Source organism: Sorangium sp. So ce321 (assembly GCF_051530195.1).
Classification (GTDB): domain Bacteria; phylum Myxococcota_A; class Polyangia; order Polyangiales; family Polyangiaceae; genus Sorangium.
Genome location: NZ_CP150329.1, coordinates 2,424,713 through 2,445,059 on the forward strand (window position 1 = coordinate 2,424,713; position 20,347 = coordinate 2,445,059).

The window sequence follows — 20,347 nt, forward strand, 5'->3', positions numbered from 1 at the left end:
GGTACTAGGACGTGCGAAATGCTCTGTCAAGCAAGGTTGAAAAATATCGGCCTCAGCGGAATCAGTGGGAGAGGCCTCGCTGGCGACCCGGGGGCGGCCGAGCGGCGTTGGCCTCGGCGCAGGCGTGGTGGGCTGGGTCGCCGTCCAGCGACGGAGGAGGGCGGCTCAGCCGTATCGGAGCTTGAGGATGAACACCATGCCCGAGAGCACGAACGTGATCGCGTTGGCGATGATGATCGGCACGTCCCCGGTGAGCAGGCCGTAAATGAGCCACAGGCCCACGCCGGTGACCAAGGTCGCATACATGCCGACGGAGATCGAGCTCGTGTCGCGCGTGCGCAGCGTGCGGAGCACCTGCGGTAAAAAGGAGATCGTGGTGAGGCTCGCCGCGACAAGGCCGAGCGCGGTCACTACTTCTGGCTGCATCTGTTTCTTCGTATCCCTTCGGTTCGCCCCTGCTGCATAGGGCAGGACTACCCGGGGAGACAGGGAGATACGGATGTTTTGTCGAGGTGCCTCGGTCCCGAGGAACAGGCGCCGCCGCCGGACGCGCAGAGAGGGGATCTCCCGGCTGCCGCCTGCGCGCGCACCTTCCGCGGCGGAGGGCCGCGGAGGCAAGGCGGGCCGCCGGCCTCGCCGCTCAGAGCGCTCTGGCCATCCTCTCCACCGCGTCGCGGATCTCTTCCTCATCCAGCGCCGCGAAGCCGAGCCGCAGGAAGGGGCGCTTCCTGCCGTCGAACGCGTACCGCCGCCCCGGCGAGAACGCCACCTTGCGCTCGAGCGAGCGCTCCGCCCACGCGTCCGCGTCGATGGCGGCGTCCACCCTGGCCCACAGGGCCATGCCGCCGGCGGGCACGCGAAAGTCGAGCGCGCCGCCGAGCCGCGCGCGCAGCGCCTCCACGAGGAGGTCGCGCCGCGCCCTGTACACGCGCCGGGCGCGCTGCGCGTGGCGCTGCACCTCGCCGTCCTCGAGCAGCTCGGCGACGGCGCGCTCCACCGCGTGGTCGCCCTGCCGGTCGACGAAGGTGCGGTGGAGGGAGAGCCGCTCGATCAGGGGCTCGGGCGCGACGACGAAGCCGAGCCGGAGCCCGGGGGCGAGGATCTTCGACAGGGTGCCGACGTAGACGACCACGCCGGCCGCGTCCGCGCTGGCGAGCGGCAGCACCGGGCGGCCGTCGTAGTGGAACTCGTGATCGTAGTCGTCCTCGATGAGCGCGATCCGGCGGCGCCGGCAGAGCTCGAGGAGCGCGACGCGCCTGCCCGGCGCGAGCACCGCGGTCGTGGGGTACTGGTGGTGCGGGGTGACGTAGACGGCGCGGAGGCGCTCGCGATCGGCGAGCTCCGCGAGCGCGTCGACCGAGAGGCCCGCGGCGTCGACCGGCACCGGGACGAGCCGCGCGCCAGCGAGGCGGAGCGCCTCCCAGGCGGGGCGGTAGCCGTAGGACTCGACGGCGACAGCGTCGCCCGGCGCGAGCAGCGCGCGCGCGACGAGGTCGATCGCCATCTGGCTGCCGCGCGTGACGAGGACCGACTCCGGGCCGGCGGCGAGGCCGCGCACCGCCGAGACCATCGCGGCGAGGGCGGCGCGGAGGCGCTCGTTGCCGCGCGGATCGGCGTAGTCGAGCAGCCGCTTCGGCTCGGCGCGGAGCGCGCGGCGGTAGGCCCGCGCGAGCTCCGCCGTCGGGACGAGGCGCATGTCGGGCAGGCCGCCGCTCATCCGGAGCGTGTCCGGCGGGACGAGCGGCATGGGCCGGAGGGAGGTCGCGCCGAGGTCGAAGCCGAGCCTCGCCGGCACCTCGGCCCGGGCGGCGGCGCGCCGGGCGAAGCGGCGGGGCGACGGCGACGGCAGCTCCGCCGCGACGAAGGTGCCGCGCGCGGCGCTCGCCTCGATCCAGCCCTCGGCGGCGAGCTCGCGGTACGCGGCGAGCACGGTGTTGCGGTGGACCGAGAGCGACCGCGCGAGCGCGCGGCTGCCCGGGAGCTCGGCGCCCGCGCGGAGCCGGCCGCGGCGGATGTCGTCGGACAGGGCGCGCGCGATCTGCAGGAAGATCGGCTGCGGCGCGGCGGGATCGACCGCGAGCGAGAGCTCCCAGGGCATGCGGACTGGTCTAGCAGAAATCTCCGATCCGGATCTTCTGGACGTACCAGCTGCGCGGCAGTCTCCGCCCATGCGCAGAGAGATCTTTCGGATGGATCGGGCCGAGGCCGAGGCGCTCATCGCGCGCGCGCCGGTGGTGCACGTGGCCTCGACGACCGCGGAGGGCGAGCCCCTCTTGCGGACGGTGCACGGGGCGCTCGTGCGCGGGGCGATCGCGTTCCACGGCGCGCCCGCGGGCGAGAAGACCGAGATCGTGGGGCGGCCCGCGGTCGTTTCGTGCGAGGAGATCGTCGCGTCGATTCCGAGCTATTTCACCGATCCGGAGCGCGCCTGCCCGGCGACGACGCTCTACCGGAGCGCGCAGGTGCACGGGGTGATCGAGCGCGTGGACGACCCGGAGCACAAGGCCGAGGTGCTCGAGGCCCTGATGCGGAAGTACCAGCCCGAGGGCGGCTACACGCCGCTCGACGCCGCGAGCCCGCTCTACCGCAAGGCGATCGCGGGGATCCTCGTGCTCGCGGTGCCGCTCGAGCGGCTCGACGGCAAGGCGAAGCTCGCGCAGAACCGCGCGCCCGAGGAGCGGGCGCGGCTCCTCACGCGTCTCTGGGAGCGGGGGCTGCCCGGGGACCCTGCGGCGATCGAGGCCCTCCGCGCGGCGTGCCCCGACACGCCGGTGCCCGCGTTCCTGAGCGCGCCGGCGGGGTGCGCGCTCGCGTGCGCGCTCGGGCTGCGCGACGTGGAAGCGGCCGTGGCTCTGCTGGAGGGCGCCTACTGGAACCAGGGCGTGTCGCGCGAGGCGCTCGCGCGCGCGCAGCTCGGCTCGCCGGCGTGGGTGGGCGCGCGCGACGGCGCGGGCCGGCTCGTGGCGACGGCGCGGGCGATCAGCGACGGGAGCAAGCGCGCGTGGATGTTCGACGTGATGGTCGCCCCGTCGCTGCGCGGCCTCGGCGTGGGGGAGGCGGTGGTGCGCCTGCTGCTCGATCACCCGGCGGTCCGCGGCGCGCTCCACGTCCACCTGGGCACCCAGGACGCGCACACGTTCTACGCGCGGTTCGGGTTCCAGCACCGCGCGGACCTGCCGCCGCGGCCCTTCGTGTCGACCGAGATGGTGCTCACCAGGGGATAGCGACCCCGAGGGAGCATCCTCCCGCTGTGCCCGGTCCAGCTCCTCCGCGGGTCTCTCCGGGCGCGGCCACGGCTTGACCCGGCCGTCGCGGGCGCCAGGTTCGCCGGACGGTTGCCCGGTTCGCCGGGCCGCCCGACGAGAACCCTGCGCGCCACAGTGGATTCGAACCACTGGCCTTCGGCTCCGGAGGCCGACGCTCTATCCAGCTGAGCTAGTGGCGCACTCTCGCGGGGTTTCGCGAGGGCCCCGAACCTACCCAAGGCCGGGCTCCAGCGCAACCCCATTCCAGCACCATCGCGCACCGTCGCCGTCGTCGCCATCGTTGATCGCCTCGCTGCCCCCGCGGACGCTCCCCGGATCAGATCGCGCGGCGCCGTCCCACCCGCGGGGCCCCGCGGCGTCGCCCTGCCCTGCGAGACCGCGGCGCCGGCCAAAACTTGGCCACCGGACCGTCTGTCCGGCATCCCCAGGCCATGGATGCCCGACAGCGAAGCTCTGCGATCTCGGCCCCCGCGCGCGGCTCCCTCCCGCTTGCCCTGGCTGTCGCCGCCCTCGCCTCGCCGGTCCTGCCGGCCTGCAGCAGCGGGGAGAACGCCACGCCCGAGGGCATCATCAGCCTCTCCGCGGGCGCGGCCCAGACGACGTCCGAGAACGACCCGGCCACCCTCCCGCGCGTGGACGGGCCCCGCATCGGCGCCGTGCAGATGGTCGCGCCCATCTACGAGAAGGCGGACCGCCGCTCGCCGAAGCTCGGCTACCTCCGCGCGGGCGGGACGGCGCCCCGCGGGGAGAAGCCCGTCTCGTTCGACGACTGCCAGGGCGGCTACTTCCGCGTGCTGCCCGCCGGGTACATGTGCGCCGACGGCGACGCGACGATCGACATGCAGCACCCGATCCTCCGGGCGCTCACGCGGCGGCCCGACCTGTCCAGGCCGATGCCGTACCCGTACGCGTTCGTCAGGGCGATCGCGCCGAACTACTACCGGATGCCCTCCACGAAGGAGCAGCTCCAGTACGAGATGAGCCTGGAGCGGCACCTCCGCAGCTACAAGAAGCTCAAGAAGAAGTGGGACGAGATCAAGGTCGGCGCCAACGACGTCCCCCTTGACGCGCTGGGCAACGCCGTCGGCGACCCGCCCGCCGAGCCGCCCGAGCTCGGCGACAGCGAGCTCTTCGGCGGCAACGGCAGCGACGAGATCCCCTGGTTCTTCAAGGGCGGGCGGCAGCTCCCGAACATCTCGTCGTTCAAGGTCCCGGGCTACGCGATCATCACGAACCGGATCGCGCGCAAGGCGGGGCTCGCGCTCATCGACACCTTCATGGGCGACGGCGGGCGGCGCTTCGCGCTGACCACCGACGCGCGGCTCGTGCCGACCTCGAAGCTCAAGCCCGCGCGCGGCTCGACCTTCCACGGCGTCGACATGACCAAGGGCTGGGAGCTGCCGCTCGCGTTCGTGCACCGGCAGGACGCGAGGCGCTACGACATCTCGGGCGGCGAGATGGAGAAGGCGGGCGAGCTGCCCTGGCACACCGCCGTGCAGCTCACGGGGCGCTCGAAGAAGGTCGGCGGCGCGCGCCTCGTCGAGGCCAAGGACGGGACGTGGGTGCGCGACTCCGACGTCGCCATCGCGGTGAAGCCCTCGGAGCTGCCGTCGTTCGCGCAGGGGAACGTGAAGTGGATCGACATCTCGATCCTCAGCCAGACGCTCGTCCTCTACGAGGGCAAGAAGCCCGTCTTCGCGACCGCGGCGGCGACGGGCCGCGACGGGCTCGGCGACCCCAGGAAGACCTTCTCCACGGTGCGCGGGACGTTCCGCATCCGCGACAAGCACGTCACGACGACGATGGACGCGCACGAGGTCGACAACAAGTTCGAGCTCCGCGACGTGCCGTGGGTGCAGTACTTCGAGGCCGGCTACGCGATCCACGCGGCGCCGTGGCACGACGACTACGGCAAGCCGCGCAGCCACGGGTGCATCAACCTGTCGCCGATCGACGCGCGCCGGGTGTTCCTCTGGACCGATCCGCCGGTGCCCGAAGGGTGGCACGGCGTGAGCACGGGGAAGGCCACGGGGGAGGGGACGATCGTCCACATCCATCCGTAGCCGGGCGGCCCGGCCGCCAGAGACGCGGCCCGCGGCGCGGCTCGCCGCCGCGGGGCCGGGGGGACGGGCCGCGGGGCGCGGCGTCAGTCCTCGTCGGCTTCGGCCTTGAAGCCGCTCTCCTTCATCACCTTGTCCTGCACCACGGGCGGGCAGATCTCCAGGTGCTCGACGCTCATCGTGAACGTGCCTTTGCCCTGGGTCATGCTCTTCAGCTTCGACTCGTACTCGAGCACCTCGGAGAGCGGGACGAACGCGCTCACGATCGTCTGGCCCTCGACCGAGTCCGTGCCGATGATCCTCCCGCGGCGGCTGTTGATGTCGCCGATGATGTCGCCCATCGCGGCGCTCGGCACCGTCACCGACAGCCGCACGATCGGCTCGAGCAGCACCGGCGCGCACTGCGCCGCGGCGGCCTTGAAGGCCTTGCTGCCCGCCATCTGGAAGGCCGCGTCCGACGAGTCGACGTCGTGGTACTTGCCGTCGATGAGCCGCACCTTGACGTCGACCATCGGGTAGCCGGCCAGGACGCCCTTCGACATCGCCTTGACGATGCCCTTCTCGACCGAGGGGATGAACTGCCGCGGCACCGCGCCGCCCACGACAGCGTCCTCGAAGACGAAGCCGCCGCCGCGCGGCAAGGGCTCCATGTCGATGTAACAGACGCCGAACTGGCCGTGGCCGCCGGTCTGCTTCTTGTGCTTGCCCTCGACGCCCGCGGCCTTCCGCGTGATCGTCTCCTTGTGCGCGATGTGCGGCGGGCCGAGCCGGCAGTCGATCCCGACGCGCCGACGGATGCGCTCCACCGTGATCTCGAGGTGCAGGGCGCCCAGGCCCGAGACGACGAGCTCGCGGGTCGACGCGTCCTGGTGCACGGTGAGCCCCGGGTCCTCCTCGGTCAGCCGGTGGAGCGCGTTGCCGACCTTGTCCTCGCCGCCCTTCGCGTCGAACCGCACGCCGCGCGAGAAGAGCGCCGGCGGCAGCTCCGGCGCGCCGAGCAGGAACGGCTGCTTGTCGTCGCAGACCGTGTGCCCGCTCAGCGTGGCCTTCAGCTTGTGCAGCGCGACGATATCCCCGGCCCGCGCCTCGTCCACGGGCTTGTGGTCCTTGCCGACGACGACGTGGATCTTGCCGAGGCGCTCCGCGACGCCGGTGCTCGCGTTGAGCAGCGCGGCGTCGGGCCGGAGCACGCCGGAGAGCACGCGCGCGAACGACGTGCGGCCGGCGTGCGGATCGATCGACGTCTTGAAGACGAACGCCGCCGCCGGCGCGTCCGCCGCCGCCGGCCGCTCGGCCGGCTGCGGCGCGGCGCCGGGCTTGCTGCTCGGGACGACGCCGCTCCACGCCGGGCGCTCGGCGGGCGGCGGCAGGAGCTCGACGATGGCGTCGAGCAGCGCGGCGACGCCGCTCGGGCGGACCCCGGAGGCGAAGTACACCGGGACGAGCGCCCCCCGGCGGACCGCGGCGCGGAGCCCCTGATCGAGCTGCTCCTGCGTGAGATCGCCCTCGGTCAGGTACCGCTCGGTGAGGTCGTCGTCGCTGCCGGCGACGTCATCGACGAGCTTGCCCCGGGCCCTCTCGACGGCGCCGGCGACGTCGGCCGGCGCCGGGGAGCCCGCGGCGGCGGCGGGGGCCTCGGGCTTGTCGAGCCAGGCCTTCTTCGTCCGGAGCGCGACGACCCCCCGGTACTTGAGCCCCTCGCCGATGTGCTCCTCCATCACCGCGACAGGCGCCTTGAGGCGCGCGCGGACGTCGGCGAGCACCTCGTCGGGCCGCGCGTTCTCGGCGTCGACCTTCGTGACGACGATCAGGCACGGCAGCTTCGCCTCCTTCACCCAGCCGAAGACGCGCTCGGTGATCGGCTGCACGCCGTCCTTGCCGCTCACGACGACGATGGCCGCGTCGACCGCCGCGAGGGCGAGCCGCGTCTCGGCGAGGAAGCTCCCCTCTCCTGGCGTGTCGACGAGGTTGATCTTCTTCCCTCCCCAGGAGAGGTGCGCGACGCTCGCCTCGAACGAGCAAACGTGCTCTTTTTCCTCGGCGGTATCGTCGAGGACACTCGATCTGTCGTCCACCTTGCCGAGCTTGCCTGTCGCCCTGGTGACGTACAGCATCGCCTCGGCAAGCGATGTCTTTCCAGCCCCCTTGTGCCCGATGATTGCAACGTTCCTGATGTCCCCTGCCTCAGTCGTTGTCATCCCTCGTTCGTATCAATCCCCGTCGGCAACGAGAAGGCCGGTGGGCGATTTTCGCGGCGCTTTCCTCGACGCGGACGCGCAAGGACAGCGAAGACGTGCGGCGCGTCGCTCACCCGAGCTCTGCCGCGACGCGCTGCGGCGTGCTCGAGTGGACAGCGCGTGTCCGGCGTTGCCTGATCGGGTCTGGCGCGCGGGAGCTCGGCGCGCGACATGAGCGCTCTCCGCCTCGCAATCCAGATGGTGCTCGGAATCGCGCTGCCGCTCGCGCTCCAGCTCTGGGACCGCCGGCGGCTCACGCCCGTCACGCCGGAGCAGCGCAATGCCTGCTGGAACGGAGCGACATGGGGCGCCGCCCTCTACGCGTTCGGCCCGCTGTCCATGCTCGGGTGGTGCTGGGTCACGCGCGACGTCCAGCGCGGGCGGCTGACCGCGGGCCGGACACGACGCTGGAGCGCGCTGAAGGCGCTCGGGCTCGGCGCGGCGTCGACGTCGGCGATCGTCCTGGTCATGAGCGGCATCGACTACGTGGTAGCGCTCCTGCTGGGCCTCCCACCGTGAGCCGCGTGGACGGCCGCGGCCAGACGGCGAGGCGACCGTGGCTGCACGGCGCGGACGGCGCATGGCAGCAGGCCGGACGGCCGGGGACGGCTGCAGGTCTGCGAGCTCATGCCGGCACGGCCGGAGACGGCTGGAGGCGGCCAGCGACGTTCATGCCTGCACGGCCGGGGACGGCTGGAGGCTGCCAGCGACATACGCAGGAGCGATGCGCGGCCGGGCATGGCGGGATCGCGGCGGGATCGCGAGGAGCGCGCATGGGCGCTGCACGGCCGGGCATGGCTGTGTGGCTGCGTGCGGCTGCGTGGCCGGCCGGCCAGCTGGCCGGCCAGCACAGAAAGGACACTCCCGTGCGGATGTGTCGCTAGACGACACGTCATGGACGCGATAGCAGCATTCTGAATCTGCTATTCAGAGGACAGGTTCGACTCCACCCGCGGAGCTCGCGGGACACACATCGAGGCCGTGCGTTGACGTCGCTGAAGCCCAGAGCAGAGGATCGCGCGGCCGCACCGGAGCGGAACGACGCGTCGCGGGCGGCCGAGGGCGGCCCGGGGAGGCGGGAGGTCGTCGCCGGCAGGTACGCGGTGGAGACCCGGATCGGCGCCGGCGGCGTGGGCGTCGTCCAGCTCGCGACCGACCTCCAGTCGGGCCGGCACGTCGCGCTCAAGCGCGTTGATCCGAAGATCGCCCAGAACCGGCACGCCGTCGAGCGGCTGCTCCGGGGCGCTCACGCCGCGCGCTCCCTCTCGGGCCGGCACGTCGCGCGGGTCCTCGACCTCGGGGTCGACGGCGGCGCGCCGTTCATCGTGAGCGAGTACCTCGAGGGGTCCGACTTCGCGAGCTACCTGCAGCGCCGCGGGCCGCTCCGGGTCAGGGAGGCGGTGAAGTACCTCCTGCAAATCTGCGAGGCCGTCGCCGAGGCGCACGCGGCCGGGCTCCTCCACCGCGACATCAAGCCCGAGAACCTGTTCATCAGCTTCGGCGACGGCGCGCCGAGCGTGAAGGTGCTCGACTTCGGCGTCTCGGCCGTCGCCTGCGGCGTCGAGAGCGAGGGCCCGAACGCCGCCTCGGGCGCCATGCGCGGCTCGCTGCTCTACATGGCGCCCGAGCAGATGCGGTCCGCGGGCGGCATCGACGAGCGCGCCGACATCTGGTCGATCGGCGCTGTCGCCTACGCGCTCCTCTGCGGCGCGAGCCCGTTCGAGGCGCCCACCGAGCTCGACGTCTGCACCAGGGTCCTGAACGAGCCGCCCGCGCCCTTCCCCGCGCACGTCGAGCCGGCCGAGCTGAGGGCGCTCCTGCTGCGCTGCCTCGACAAGAACCCGGAGGCGCGCCCCCCGGACGTCGCGAAGCTCGCGTTCTCCCTCGCGCGCTTCGGGGGCGAGGGCTCGGAGGACGCGGCCGAGCGCGTGTGGGAGGCGCTCCGGGCAGAAGACGAGACCGTCCGCATGGCGAAGCCGGCCCCCGATCCGAGCGCCGACGAGTGGGAGGCCGACACGCTGGCCGACCTGCCGCGGATGTCGCCCGACGATCTCATGCGCGACCTCGAGACGACGGCCAAGTGGGACTCTCCCGGGAGAGGCAGCCACTCCGACGTCACGCTGGTCTCGCACGCGGGCGCGTCGTGGGACGGCGGTGAGCAGCTGCGGGCGAGCCGCACGCCGCCCCCGCCGGTCGTCACGGTGACCCCGCCCGGGCGGTCGTCCGATCCGGCCGCGAACGTACCGCAGCGGCCCTCGGACGAGGAGACGCCCATCCCGGTCGGCCGCAGGGCGGCGCAGCGTGTCAGCACCGACGCGGCGCTGCGCGTCACGCCGGCCGAGACGGAGCGGCTCACGGTGGTGCGCCGCGGGCCCTCGCCGTGGCCCCGGCGGCTCGCGGTCGCGCTCGCGGTGCTCGGGCTGTTCGCGGGGCTGGGCGGCGTCTGGCTCGTGCAGGCGCACACGCTCGACGCTGGCAGGGGCGCCCAGCCTGCGGCGAAGGGCGTGGCGAGGCGCGCGGCCCAGGCGGCGCGCTCCGCCGCTGCGGCCAGGCGGCCGGCCGCGGCAGCGCCCGCCGAGCCGGCGCCCCTGCCGGAGCCCCCGGCGGCCGAGCTGGACGCCGTGGGCGCCGCGGGCCCGGACGTCGAGGCGCCGCAGGCCGCGGCGCCCGGGGCAGGCCGGTACCAGCCGCGTCGCCCCGAGGTGATCTACGACGAGGTCGAGCGCGAGCGGCAGCGGCGCGAGAAGCTCGAGCGCGAGCGGAAGTGGCGCGAGGACACCGCGCGAGCGCTGCAGCAGCGCGATGCGGGCAGGCGGGGGACGCCGCCGCCGGCGGAGGGCGTGAGCGGGCCGCAGCCGCCGCCGCCGGCAGAGGGCGCGCGCGAGCCGCAGCCGCAGCCGCCGCAGCCGGCGGAGGGCGCGCGCGAGCCGCAGCCACAGCCGCCGGCGGAGGGCGGCGCGCAGCGCCCGGAAGGCGGGTGACGTCCGCGACACCGCCGCGCGCTTGCCTGATATAAGGCGGTCCGTGCCAGCGATGAGCCGAGGGGTACGCGCGCTCGCCCGGGCGGCGGGCGCCGCGCTCGCCGTGTCCACGGCGGCGGTCGGCGGTGCTGCGCGTTCTGCGCCTCCTGCGCCTCCTGCGAACGCCGCGCCGCCGCCGATCGCGCCGGAGCACCTGCCGCACGGCGCGGCGGGCTGGTCCGTGTCGGGCTGGGGCGGCGTGCGCGGCGTGACGATCGGGCCGATCGAGAACCTGCGGCACCCGGGCCGCGGCTACGGCAGCGCGGCGAGCGGGCGGGCGATGGACGAGGCGGCGGCCATGGGCGCGACCTGGATCAGCCTGACGCCGTTCGGCCGCGTGTGGGACGGCAAGGGCACCGGCGTCGACCTCGTCTTCGAGGCGCCCTTCCAGGAGAACCGGCGCAACGTGCTCGCGGCGATCGCGCAGGCGCACGCGCGCGGGCTCAAGGTGCTGCTCGTCCCGCACCTCTGGGTCGAGAGCGGCGAGTGGCGGGCGCAGATCGATCCGGGCGACGACGCCGGCTGGGCGCGCTGGGCCGAGTCGTACCGCCGGTTCTTGCTCACGTGGGCCGCCGTCGCGCGCGAGGGCGGCGCGGAGATGCTCAGCGTGGGCGTCGAGCTGCGGAGCTGGGTGACGACGCCGCGCGCGGCGAGCTTCCTGCCGATCATCGAGGCCGTGCGCCGCGTGTACCCGGGGCTGCTCACCTACTCGGCGAACTGGGACGACGTCGAGCACACGGTGATCTTCGACGCGCTGGACCTCATCGGCATCAACGCGTTTTACCCGCTGGCGGAGCGCGAGGGCGCGTCGTTCGAGGAGCTCCTGCGCGGCGGGCGCAAGGTGGCGGAAGGGGTGGACGCGGTGGCGCGCGCCTGGGGCAAGCCGGTCCTGCTCACCGAGATCGGCTACACGACGCGCCGCGACCCCGCGGTGCGCCCGTGGGAGTGGCCCGACCGGATGAAGGGCGTCGTGGTCGACGAGCGCTCGCAGGCCGAGGCCTACGCCGCGGTGGTGGCGCCGTTCCTCGACGCGCGCACCTGCGCCGGCTTCTTCGTCTGGCGGCTCTACGCCGACCCGGACGACGTGTCGCAGGAGGCCGAGTGGGGCTTCTCGCCGAGGGGCAAGCTGGCGGAGCTCGTGCTGCGCGACGCCTTCACCGCCCGCTGGGCCGCCGACGGCCCCTGGCTGCCCGGCGAGGTGCTCGGCAAGCACCGCGCGCGCACCCCTGGCGTCTTCGGCTGGGAGCTCGACCCGGACGAGCTCTAGCAGGGAAGGTGCAGGGTGAACGTCGAGCCCTTGCCGGGGGCGCTCGTCACCTCGATGCGGCCGCCGTGCGCCTCGGCGATGCGGCGCGCGGCCCACAGGCCGAGGCCGACGCCCGAGGCCACCCGGCCCGACGACGGCGCGCGAAAGTAGCGCTCGAACAGCCGGGCCTGGTCGTCGGCCGCGATGCCGACGCCGCGGTCCGAGACCGCGATGGTGATCTCGGCGCCCTCGCGCGCGACGGCGACCTGCACGGCGCCGCCGCGCGGCGAGTACTTGATCGCGTTCGCGACCAGGTTGTTGAGCACCTGCCCGATCCTGATCGGATCGCAGCGCAGCGGGGCGGGCTCCTCGGGCAGCGATAGCCCGAGCTCGTGCGCGGTGGCGGTCGGGCGGTAGAGCTCCACGACCTCCTGGGCGAGCTCGCGCGCGTCCCGGACCTCGCAGCGCAGCTCGAGCTCGCCGCCTTCCAGCCGCGCGATGTCCATGAGGTCCGTGAGCATGCGGTCGCAGCGCGCGGCCTCCTGCCCGATGCGGGCGAGCATCGGCCTGAGCCGCTCCTCGGGCGGGAGGGGGCGATCCGGCCTCAGCCGGTCGACGGTGAGCTTCAGCGCCGCGAGCGGGTTGCGCAGGTCGTGCGCCACGCTCGCGAGGATCCCGAGCTGCCTCCGGCGCTGCTCGTCCAGGGCGGCGGCCATGTCGTTGAACGCGACGGCGATCGCGCGGAGCTCGTCGAGCCCGCCCTGCGGCGCGCGGGCGTCGTGCGAGCCTGCCCCGTAGCGGTCGATCGCGGCGCGGAGCGAGAGGAGCGGGCCATAGACGTGCCTGCTCACCTGCCAGAGCGCCGCGAGGATCCCGGTGAGCAGCGCCGCCGCGGCCCCGAGGCTCATGGTGTTCGACAGCCTGTTCACCGCGTCGACGCGGGCGCGGGCGACCTGCGCCTCGGCGAGCTTGGCCGCGAGCAGCCGCTCGAGCGCGGCGTAGGCGCGATCGGCCTCCTCGGGGCGCGCGAGCTGGGCTTCGAGTGAAGGAAGCGCCCGCTCGCCCACCCCCGCGCGGGCGGCGAGGTAGCGCTCGACCTCGAGCTCGACCGCGCCGAAGGCGCCCGGGTTCTGCGCGTTCACGGGGTTGGTGCGGAGCTCGTCGAGCCACCGCTTCACCTCGCGCTCCGCCGCGTCGCGCGCGCTGGCGTGCTCGGGGAGCCGGGTCAGCGCCACGCGGGCGCTCTCGCGCTCGTAGGAGAGCAGGTGGACCTCCAGCTCCATGATGGTCCGCACCTCCCGGACCATGTTGAAGAGGCACGTGACCTCGCGGTCCATGTACGCCGTGCCGAGCGTGAGGCCGCTCGCCGTCAGCAGCGCGAGGGCGGCGAGCGACGCGGTGCTCGCGGCCGCGAGCGTCTTCAGCTTCATCGTTGTTTCCCCCGATTTCCGCCGTGAGCGCGCCGGAAAACGCGCAGATCGTAGCGCCTCGGGGGCCCGCGGACCGTCCGCCGGTGCTCGGAAGCTCCCGAGGCCTCCCCGGCGAAGCGATCGAGCCGGGGGTCTTCAGGATCGATGCCGGTGCCTGGCGAAGGCGCCGCGCTGGCGCCACCTCCGCGGCGCGGCCGGGCTCAGGCGCGCGCCTTCTCCGGGCCCCTCGGGAGCGACAGCGCCGCCCTCGCGATCGCCATCTGCCGCTCCAGATCTTCGTGCGAGGCGGGCGCTTCCAGGATCAGCGCCGCCTCGCTCGGGACCTGCGCGGCGACGCGCTGGAACGCCTGGGCCGCGCTCTGGCTCAGGGCGTCGTGGCGGCTCCCCGCGTTCACCTCGCTCACGTGGAGCTGCTTCAGCCGCGCCCGGTGCTGCTTCACCAGGAAATGCGCCTCCGTCATCGTGCGATCGACCTGGTGCGCGTGGCCGATGTCGAAGCAGAACGACGCCTCCGGTAGCGCGTCGAAGAACGCCTCGAGCTCCTCCACGGTGCGGCCGGTCCGCTTCCGCTTGTCCATGTTCTCGATGGCGAGCAGGCCGCCGAGCTGCCGCCAGGCCCCGAGATCGTGGAGGGTGTCCGGGTGGAGCACGATGGGCCAGCCCAGCGCGGCCACCTCCGCCATCGCGTCGGCGACGACGCGCTCCTCCGCGGCGTCGAAGCGGCTCGGGGCGTGGAACGACACGTAGCTATACCGCGACAGGTCGAGCGACCCGAGGAGCCGGAGCAGCGGCTTGAGCTCCGAGATGCGCAGCGCGGAGAGCTCGACCGCGGTCGCGGAGCTGCCCTCCAGCATCGAGAGCGCCCGTTCGACGTCGCTCAGCGCGAGCGCCCCTGTCGAGTAGCCCATGGGTCGCATCAGAACACCCCGTACGTCTGGATGAGCTTGCGGAGCTCCGGATCCTCCTCGAAGAAGAGCCGGTTGAGCCCGCCCTGGAACTCGCGCCCGATGTCCCGCACCCGCTTGAAGGTCGGATCATCGCCGAGGTGCTCGTCGAGCGGCAGCTGCTTCAGCCGGCCGCGCTCCTCCTCGTTGGACAGGAGCGTGAGGAACGCATCGTAGCTGTCGAACAGCATGCGCGCCGTCTCCGCGGAGACCGAGGGCCGGAGCAGCACCTCGGCCAGGCTCTCCAGCGGGGTCACCCGGATGCGCTCCCCCAGGAAGCGCACGAGCGCCGGGGTCGAGATCCCGCCCTCGTCGGCCCACGTCGTCCGGTCCTTGCCGAACAGCTCGAACCCGAAGCACGTGATGAGCCCGCTGACGAAGATGAGCTTCCGCGACATCCTGAGCTTCGCGTTGCGGAGCGCCCAGCCCGAGCTGCGCTCCCGCTGCTTGTAGACGAAATCGACGGCGACGGTGCGCCAGTAGCGGACGATGTCGTTCAGGAGGAACATCGGGATGATCTCGCGCTTGCTGCCGTAGAGCAGCCCGCGATCGTCCTCCACGTAGCGCGAGAGCACGAGCCTGAGCACGCGCTCGTGGGCGTCCGGCTTGCCGATCGCGAGCGACTCCAGGAGCAGCAGGATGCGCTGGGTCGTGTTCTTGTTCGTGTCCTCCTGCCCGCCGATCTGGTGGAGGATCGGGTGGCTGAACGCCACGTTGCCGAACACGCCCGTCGGGCCCGGCTCATGGAACTTCGCGTCCCTCAGGATCTTCGTGATCGCCTGGACCTGGCTGAAGTGCCCCTCGTCGGCCTGACCGTCGATGAGCAGCGTCCAGTCGAGATCGCTGCCGGTCGTGTACTCGCCCCGCGCCAGCGAGCCGAAGACCACCGCGCTCGTGTCGCACGGGATCTGCTCGCGGAGCAGCGTCGCGAGCCGCGCCCGGGTCTCCGCCGAGAGCCGCGCGGCCGCCTCGATGCTCGGCCACGACCGCCCCGCCTTCTCGCCGATCCGATCGATGGCGCTCCGCGGCGCCCCGCCTTCGTCTCGCTTCATCGCTCGCTCCTGCCGCGTCCGGCGCGCCTCACGCCCCGCCGTCGCCCGGGAGAGAGAGCCCGAACCACCGCTTCACGAGGCCATGGTGCTCGGTGAGGCGCTCGCGGTAGCGGGGGGTGCCCTCGAGCGCGGCCCGCTCGAAATCGACCCAGTAGAGGGCGCCCGTCTTCTCCCCCACGAGCACGTTGCCCAGCTTGACGTCGAGCGGCGCGACGCCGCGCGCGTTCATCGCCCGGACGATCTCCTCGATGCGGCCGCGGTAGGCGTCGCCGCCGCCCTGCGTGAAGGCCTCGATCTCCCGCCGGTCGCGGTCTGGATCGAACAGCTGCCCGAGCGGCGCGAGGTCGATGTCGAGCACCTTCTCCCCGCGCTCGGCGACCAGGTGCTGGAGCGTCCGGCCGCGCACGTAGTCGAGGAACAGGGTGCGCGTCGTGAGCTGGATGCCGCGGATCCTCGGGACGCTGGGGAGGTCGCGCAGGCGGAGGAGCGACGCCGCTTCATTGTAGAAGAAGAGGCCGAGCAGGGCGAAGAGGTGCGCGTCGAGGGGCGCGTTCCTCGGCTGGCCGATAAAGCGCTTGCGGACGCAGACGTAGCCGCGGTGCAGGACGACGTGCAGCCGGTACCGCAGGCGCGGCATCTTCTCGCTCCGGCGGTTGAAGAAGGCGACGTCGGCCGGGTGGATCGCGAAGGCGAAGCCGTCTTGATCGAGCTCGGCGAGCACCCTGTCACCCGGGCCGAGCTCGGCGACCGACGGGATCTCGCTCGGGGTCACGGCGTCTGGCACGGGCAGCGGGTTCTCGTCGAGCCGCCGCGCGAGGAGGGCTCTTACCGTCTCGAGCCGCGCGGCGAGCAGCCGCGTCGCGCTGTCCATGCCTGGCACGCGGCGCAAGCCCTGGTCGAGGGCGCGCCGAAGTTCAGGGTTCATGCTCGTCTAGTAGCCGCTTCCGCTCGCCAAATCAAAAGGCGAGGTGACGGCCACGCGAGGTGGTACCGTGGTCCAGCGTGCGCGTGGCCTGCGCGCCATACGCCACGCGCGCTGGCGCGCAGGGCACGCGCGTTGGCGGCGTGTTGGCAGCGTGGGTGACGGTGGCGCGGTGCTGTTTGCTCTTCAACAGGAGACCCGATTCGGGTAGCAAGCCTCATGGGGACTTCGATGCTGCGGATCGTCCATGCCGTGAGCAGCCTGAACGGCGGAGGTATGGAGCATTTCGTGCTGCGCCTCGCCGAGGCGCAGCGGCGTCACGGCCACGACGCCTCCATCCTCGCGCTGCGCGGCGGCCCGCTCGAGGAGCTGGCGCGTCAGCGCGCGCTGCCGGTCACGGTGCTGCGCGGGCGCCTCCCCGCGCGGGTCGCGCAGGGGGCGCTCGCCTTCGCGCGCCGGCGGCCGCACGTCATTCACGCGCACAACCCCACGTCGCTGCACTACGCCACGGTCGGCAAGCTGCTCACGCGGGCGCGACTGGTCTTCACCGATCACGCCCAGACGCGCGGGATCATCCGCGTGCCCTCGCGCTTCGAGTGGCGCGAGACGGACGCCGTCGTCGGCTGTTCGCAGGACACCGCTGACAAGAGCGGCGCTGTGGGCGTGGCCAGCAACATCTCTGTGATTCACAACGGCATCGACATCACCCCGGCGCGGCGGACGCGCGAGGAGGTGCGCGCCGAGCTCGGCTTCGGCGCGGATGCAGCGCCTGCGGCCGCGTCGGAGCCTGCGGCGGCGTCGGAGCCTGCGGCGGCGTCGGAGCCCGCGGCGGCGTCGGAGCCCGCGGTCTCATCCGGCGGCGCGTTCCTCGGGATCATGCCGGCCGCGTTCCATCCGGTGAAGGGGCACGACGTGCTGCTCCGGGCGCTCGCGCGGCTCAGGGATCGCGGCGTCGCGGTCACGGTGCTCATCGTGGGCGATGGCGACGAGCGCGACCGCATCCACGGGCTCGCGAGAGAGCTCGGGATCCACGGCAAGGAGGCGCGCTTCCTCGGGTTTCGCAAGGACGTCCCCGATCTGCTCCTGGCGGCCGACTTCTTCGTCCTGCCCTCGCGCGACGAGGGGTTGCCGCTCGCGGTGCTCGAGGCGATGGCGCGCCGGCTGCCTGTCGTGGTGACGCCGGTCGGCGGCGTGCCGGAGGTCGTGCGCAGCGAGGAGCACGGCCTGCTCGTCCCGGTGGACGACCCCGACGCGCTCGCGGGCGCGATCGAGCGGCTCGCGCGCGATCCGGCGCTCGGGCGGCGGCTCGGCGAGGCGGGGCATGTCCGGGTCCGCGACGACTTCTCGTTCGAGAAGATGACGCGCAAGTACGAGCAGCTCTATCTCAGCCTCACGTGACGGGCGAGCGCGCGATGAAGGTACTCGTCTTCACCCATCATTATCCGTCAAAGCGGCTGCCGACGATGGCGCCGTACAGCTATCACACGTACAGGGCGCTCGCGCGGCGCTGCGAGCTCCGGCTCGTGGCCCCGACGCCCTGGTGGACGCGGGCGCGGGGGGCGTCGCGGGAGCTCCTCGGCGGCACGCGCGAGTCGCACACCGGCATCGACGCGCTGTTCCCCACCTACTGGTCGATCCCGGGGCTGCCGCGGCTGCACGCGCGGGCGATCCACGCGTCGCTCCGGGGCACGATGGCCGGGCTGCGCCGCGAGTTCCCCTACGACGTGATCCTGGCCGCGTGGGCCTACCCTGACACGGTGGCTGCGGAGGCGTTCGCGCGGGAGGCCGGGGTGCCGATCGTCACGACGGTGCTCGGCAGCGACATCAACGAGCAGCCGAGGAACGCGGTGCTGCGGGCGCAGATCGCGCCGGCGCTCCAGCGCTGCGCCCGGGTGGTTTCGGTGAGCGGGGCGCTCGGCGAGCGCCTGGTCGAGCTCGGGGTGCCCCGCGAGCGCGTCGTCGTGCAGCTCAACGCCGTCGATGGCGAGCGGTTCTCGATCCGGGACCGGGCGGCGCCGCGGCAGCGCCTCGGCGTCCCCGCGGACGCGAAGGTGGTGCTCTACGCCGGCTATCACGTGCCCGAGAAGGGCGTGGACGTCCTCGTGGAGGCGATGGCGCACCTCGACCGGTCAGGCCGCCGCGACGTGCACCTGATGATGGTGGGCGGCGGCGAGCTGCTCGAGCCGCTGCGCGTGCGGGTCAGCGAGCTCGGCCTCGGGGACCGCGTGCAGCTGTTCGGCTGGGCGCTGCCCACGGAGATCCCGGACTACATGGCGGCGTGCGACGTCTTCTGCCTGCCGAGCCGCCGCGAGGGGTGCCCGAACGTCGTCCTGGAGGCGCTCGCCTCGGGCCGCGCTGTCGTCGCGACCCGGGTGGGCGGCGTGCCGGAGCTCGTGCGCGAGGGGCAAGGGGGCAACGGCCTCCTCGTCCCGGCCGGCGACCCTCAGGCGCTCGGGGATGCGCTGGTCCGGGCGCTCGAGACGGCGTGGGATCCGGCGGCGCTGCGGGGGAGCGTGGGCGCGCTCTCGTGGGATGTGGTGGGGGAGCGCTATCACGCGCTCCTGGAAGAGGTCGTCAGGGAGCGTCGCGGGGGCGGCTGAGGCGCTCACCTGGCCGCCCGGCCCTATCGTGTCGTCTGGAGGTGAGCGCTTTCGCGGGAGAGCTCCCTCCAGGTCAGCTCGCGCAGGGCGGGGGCTTCAGGCGGTAATCCCTGTAGTCGCCGGGGTTGCCCGTCTTGCCGTCGAGCGCCGCGATTGCGATGTTGTACATCTCGCGCGCGGTGACGTAGTGGAGCACCCACTCCTTGCCGTCGTTGTACCGGGTGGTGAGCTCCCGGTGGAGCGTATGGCTCCCCTCGCCGAGCAGCGACTCCGCTTGATCCTCGGGCGCGCCGTGCGTGTAGACCTTGACGAACACCCACTCGGGCCTTCCCTCGATGTGGATGTTCTGATCCACCCACGTCTTCACCCGGTCCGGCGTCGGCGGGTCGACCGCCTGGAGCGCGCCGTATTCCATCCGCACCCGCGGCCGGTTCCCCCGGCGCGTCAGCGTCAGCGCCAGCGGACCCTCGATCATCAGGATACGGTCCTCCAGCACCTCGCCGACCTTGGCGCGCGCCCCGACGGCGTGGGCCCTCCGGCGCGCGAGGTTGCCCGTCGGCCAGTAGATCTGATTCACGATGCTGTGCTGCGACTCGTCAGGCGCCGAGGGGAACGTGTAGTCGGCATAGCAGCCCGTCTCGAACAGGAGCGGGAGCTCCGCGTCGACTCCGCAGTTCCGCGAGTCCCGCCCGGAGTTCGCCAGACACCAGTTACCGTGGATGAACCCGTAGCGCATGCGCCCGTCCGCGTCGCGCGAGAAGTGCCCGTGCTTCCCCAGGATGTCCAGGTACCTGAGGATGTCGGCGCGCAGGTTCTCCTCCGTGTCGTTGTGATGGTGCAGGTGCAGCTCCACCTCGCCGAAGCCGCGGCGCGTGAGGTCCGCCAGGGCATCGAGCCATCCAGGCGTGTACTGCTCCCCCGGAAAGAAGAAGCTGTGGCGCGGGTGCCGGCCGTCCCCGTCGCGGTAGGCGCTGGCCATCTCGGGATACCGCTCTGACCACGCCCTCACCCGCGCATCGCCGACCTCCGGCGTGGCGTTCTCCCACCCAGGCTCCCAGTGGTCGCAGACCGCGAAGAGGAGGTGCCGCGGGCCGAACGGACGCGGAACGCGGGCGTTCTCGATCCTCTGCCGGGCGTAGCCGCCGAGCCAGTTGTGGAGGTTCTTGTTCTTGAGATACTGGATCTTCGCCTGGAGTGTTCCGATCATGAGCTCTCTCGACCGCGACGCATGGGACCGGCGGCCGCCGCGGCGGGGCGATACTAACCTGGTCACCGGAGCACTGCTACAGCCGCAGCGCGGTCGGCGCTGCGATCGAGATCACCTCTCCAGCGCGCGCGCCGCGCGCGGTCTATCCCCCTCCGGCGCACACACGCACCACGGTCGGACTGCGTCGCAATCCTGCTGCGCGCGACCGGCGCTCCGCAGACTCCTCGCCCGAAGCCCGAGGCGGCGCTCGGTCGAGCGAGCTGCGTCGGACCCCCGCAGGGGGGCAGCAGCGGGCAGACGACGCGACACCCGGCGCCGGGGCAGGACGCCGCCCGCCCGCACCGCGCTCTGCATGGAGCCGCC

Annotated in this window: 15 protein-coding genes and 1 tRNA gene; 7 read left to right on the plus strand and 9 right to left on the minus strand. The window is 73.0% G+C overall.

From position 1 onward, the window contains the following. Window positions 1-165 precede the first annotated feature (165 nt). Both WME89_RS09445 and WME89_RS09450 read right to left on the minus strand, forming a co-directional pair. On the minus strand, window positions 166-426 hold the full coding sequence (locus WME89_RS09445) for a SemiSWEET transporter (RefSeq protein ID WP_438008888.1): 261 nt from the start codon (window positions 424-426) through the stop codon (window positions 166-168). 214 nt (window positions 427-640) lie between these two features. Further along, a complete protein-coding gene (locus tag WME89_RS09450; RefSeq protein WP_438008889.1) occupies window positions 641-2,098 on the minus strand; it encodes a PLP-dependent aminotransferase family protein in 1,458 nt (485 codons plus the stop codon). A gap of 91 nt (window positions 2,099-2,189) precedes the next feature. Between WME89_RS09450 and WME89_RS09455 the strand changes: the two genes are divergently transcribed. Next, complete coding sequence (locus tag WME89_RS09455) at window positions 2,190-3,224, plus strand: GNAT family N-acetyltransferase (protein ID WP_438008890.1); 1,035 nt, start codon at window positions 2,190-2,192, stop codon at window positions 3,222-3,224. A 147-nt stretch (window positions 3,225-3,371) separates the two neighbouring features. Here WME89_RS09455 and WME89_RS09460 read toward each other — a convergent pair. Next, a tRNA-Arg gene (locus tag WME89_RS09460) sits at window positions 3,372-3,445 on the minus strand. Window positions 3,446-3,697: 252 nt separating this feature from the next. On the opposite strand from WME89_RS09460, the gene WME89_RS09465 reads away from it, so the two are divergent. Then, entirely contained in the window at window positions 3,698-5,329 is a 1,632-nt protein-coding gene (locus tag WME89_RS09465) for a L,D-transpeptidase (RefSeq protein WP_438008891.1), read from the plus strand. Window positions 5,330-5,412: 83 nt separating this feature from the next. Here the strand turns inward: WME89_RS09465 and fusA are convergent, their stop codons facing one another. Continuing rightward, window positions 5,413-7,524, minus strand: a complete 2,112-nt coding sequence (fusA, locus tag WME89_RS09470; RefSeq protein WP_438008892.1) for an elongation factor G — start codon at window positions 7,522-7,524, stop codon at window positions 5,413-5,415. 210 nt (window positions 7,525-7,734) lie between these two features. Here fusA and WME89_RS09475 point away from each other — a divergent pair, with 210 nt between their 5' ends. From WME89_RS09475 to WME89_RS09485, 3 genes are all read left to right on the plus strand, one after another. After that, entirely contained in the window at window positions 7,735-8,082 is a 348-nt protein-coding gene (locus WME89_RS09475) for a transcriptional regulator (RefSeq protein ID WP_438008893.1), read from the plus strand. A 467-nt stretch (window positions 8,083-8,549) separates the two neighbouring features. After that, entirely contained in the window at window positions 8,550-10,544 is a 1,995-nt protein-coding gene (locus WME89_RS09480; RefSeq protein WP_438008894.1) for a serine/threonine-protein kinase, read from the plus strand. Window positions 10,545-10,596: 52 nt separating this feature from the next. Further along, complete coding sequence (locus tag WME89_RS09485; RefSeq protein ID WP_438008895.1) at window positions 10,597-11,850, plus strand: glycoside hydrolase family 113; 1,254 nt, start codon at window positions 10,597-10,599, stop codon at window positions 11,848-11,850. Here the strand turns inward: WME89_RS09485 and WME89_RS09490 are convergent. From WME89_RS09490 to WME89_RS09505, 4 genes are all read right to left on the minus strand, one after another. Then, window positions 11,847-13,259 (minus strand): HAMP domain-containing sensor histidine kinase, encoded by a 1,413-nt coding sequence (locus tag WME89_RS09490; protein WP_438008896.1) that lies wholly within the window; start codon window positions 13,257-13,259, stop codon window positions 11,847-11,849. The two genes, WME89_RS09485 and WME89_RS09490, sit on opposite strands and share 4 nt — an antisense overlap. 200 nt (window positions 13,260-13,459) lie before the next feature. Further along, window positions 13,460-14,167 carry a hypothetical protein gene (locus tag WME89_RS09495; RefSeq protein WP_437652511.1) on the minus strand — a complete coding sequence of 236 codons (708 nt, stop codon included), beginning with the start codon at window positions 14,165-14,167 and terminating at the stop codon, window positions 13,460-13,462. Between the two features lie 8 nt (window positions 14,168-14,175). Continuing rightward, the gene (locus WME89_RS09500; protein WP_438008897.1) at window positions 14,176-15,255 is read right to left on the minus strand and encodes a nucleotidyltransferase domain-containing protein; all 1,080 of its coding nucleotides are present in this window, start codon (window positions 15,253-15,255) and stop codon (window positions 14,176-14,178) included. 28 nt (window positions 15,256-15,283) lie between these two features. Beyond that, window positions 15,284-16,180, minus strand: coding sequence for a hypothetical protein (locus WME89_RS09505; RefSeq protein WP_438008898.1), 897 nt, complete (start codon window positions 16,178-16,180; stop codon window positions 15,284-15,286). Between the two features lie 216 nt (window positions 16,181-16,396). Between WME89_RS09505 and WME89_RS09510 the strand changes: the two genes are divergently transcribed. Together WME89_RS09510 and WME89_RS09515 are read left to right on the plus strand one after the other, a co-directional pair. Continuing rightward, entirely contained in the window at window positions 16,397-17,575 is a 1,179-nt protein-coding gene (locus tag WME89_RS09510) for a glycosyltransferase family 4 protein (protein ID WP_438008899.1), read from the plus strand. 14 nt (window positions 17,576-17,589) lie between these two features. Continuing rightward, window positions 17,590-18,777: a glycosyltransferase family 4 protein gene (locus WME89_RS09515; protein WP_438008900.1), complete on the plus strand. Its 1,188-nt coding sequence runs from the start codon at window positions 17,590-17,592 to the stop codon at window positions 18,775-18,777. A gap of 73 nt (window positions 18,778-18,850) precedes the next feature. Here WME89_RS09515 and WME89_RS09520 read toward each other — a convergent pair whose 3' ends face one another. Beyond that, on the minus strand, window positions 18,851-19,984 hold the full coding sequence (locus tag WME89_RS09520; protein ID WP_438008901.1) for a hypothetical protein: 1,134 nt from the start codon (window positions 19,982-19,984) through the stop codon (window positions 18,851-18,853). Between the last annotated feature and the right edge of the window lie 363 nt (window positions 19,985-20,347).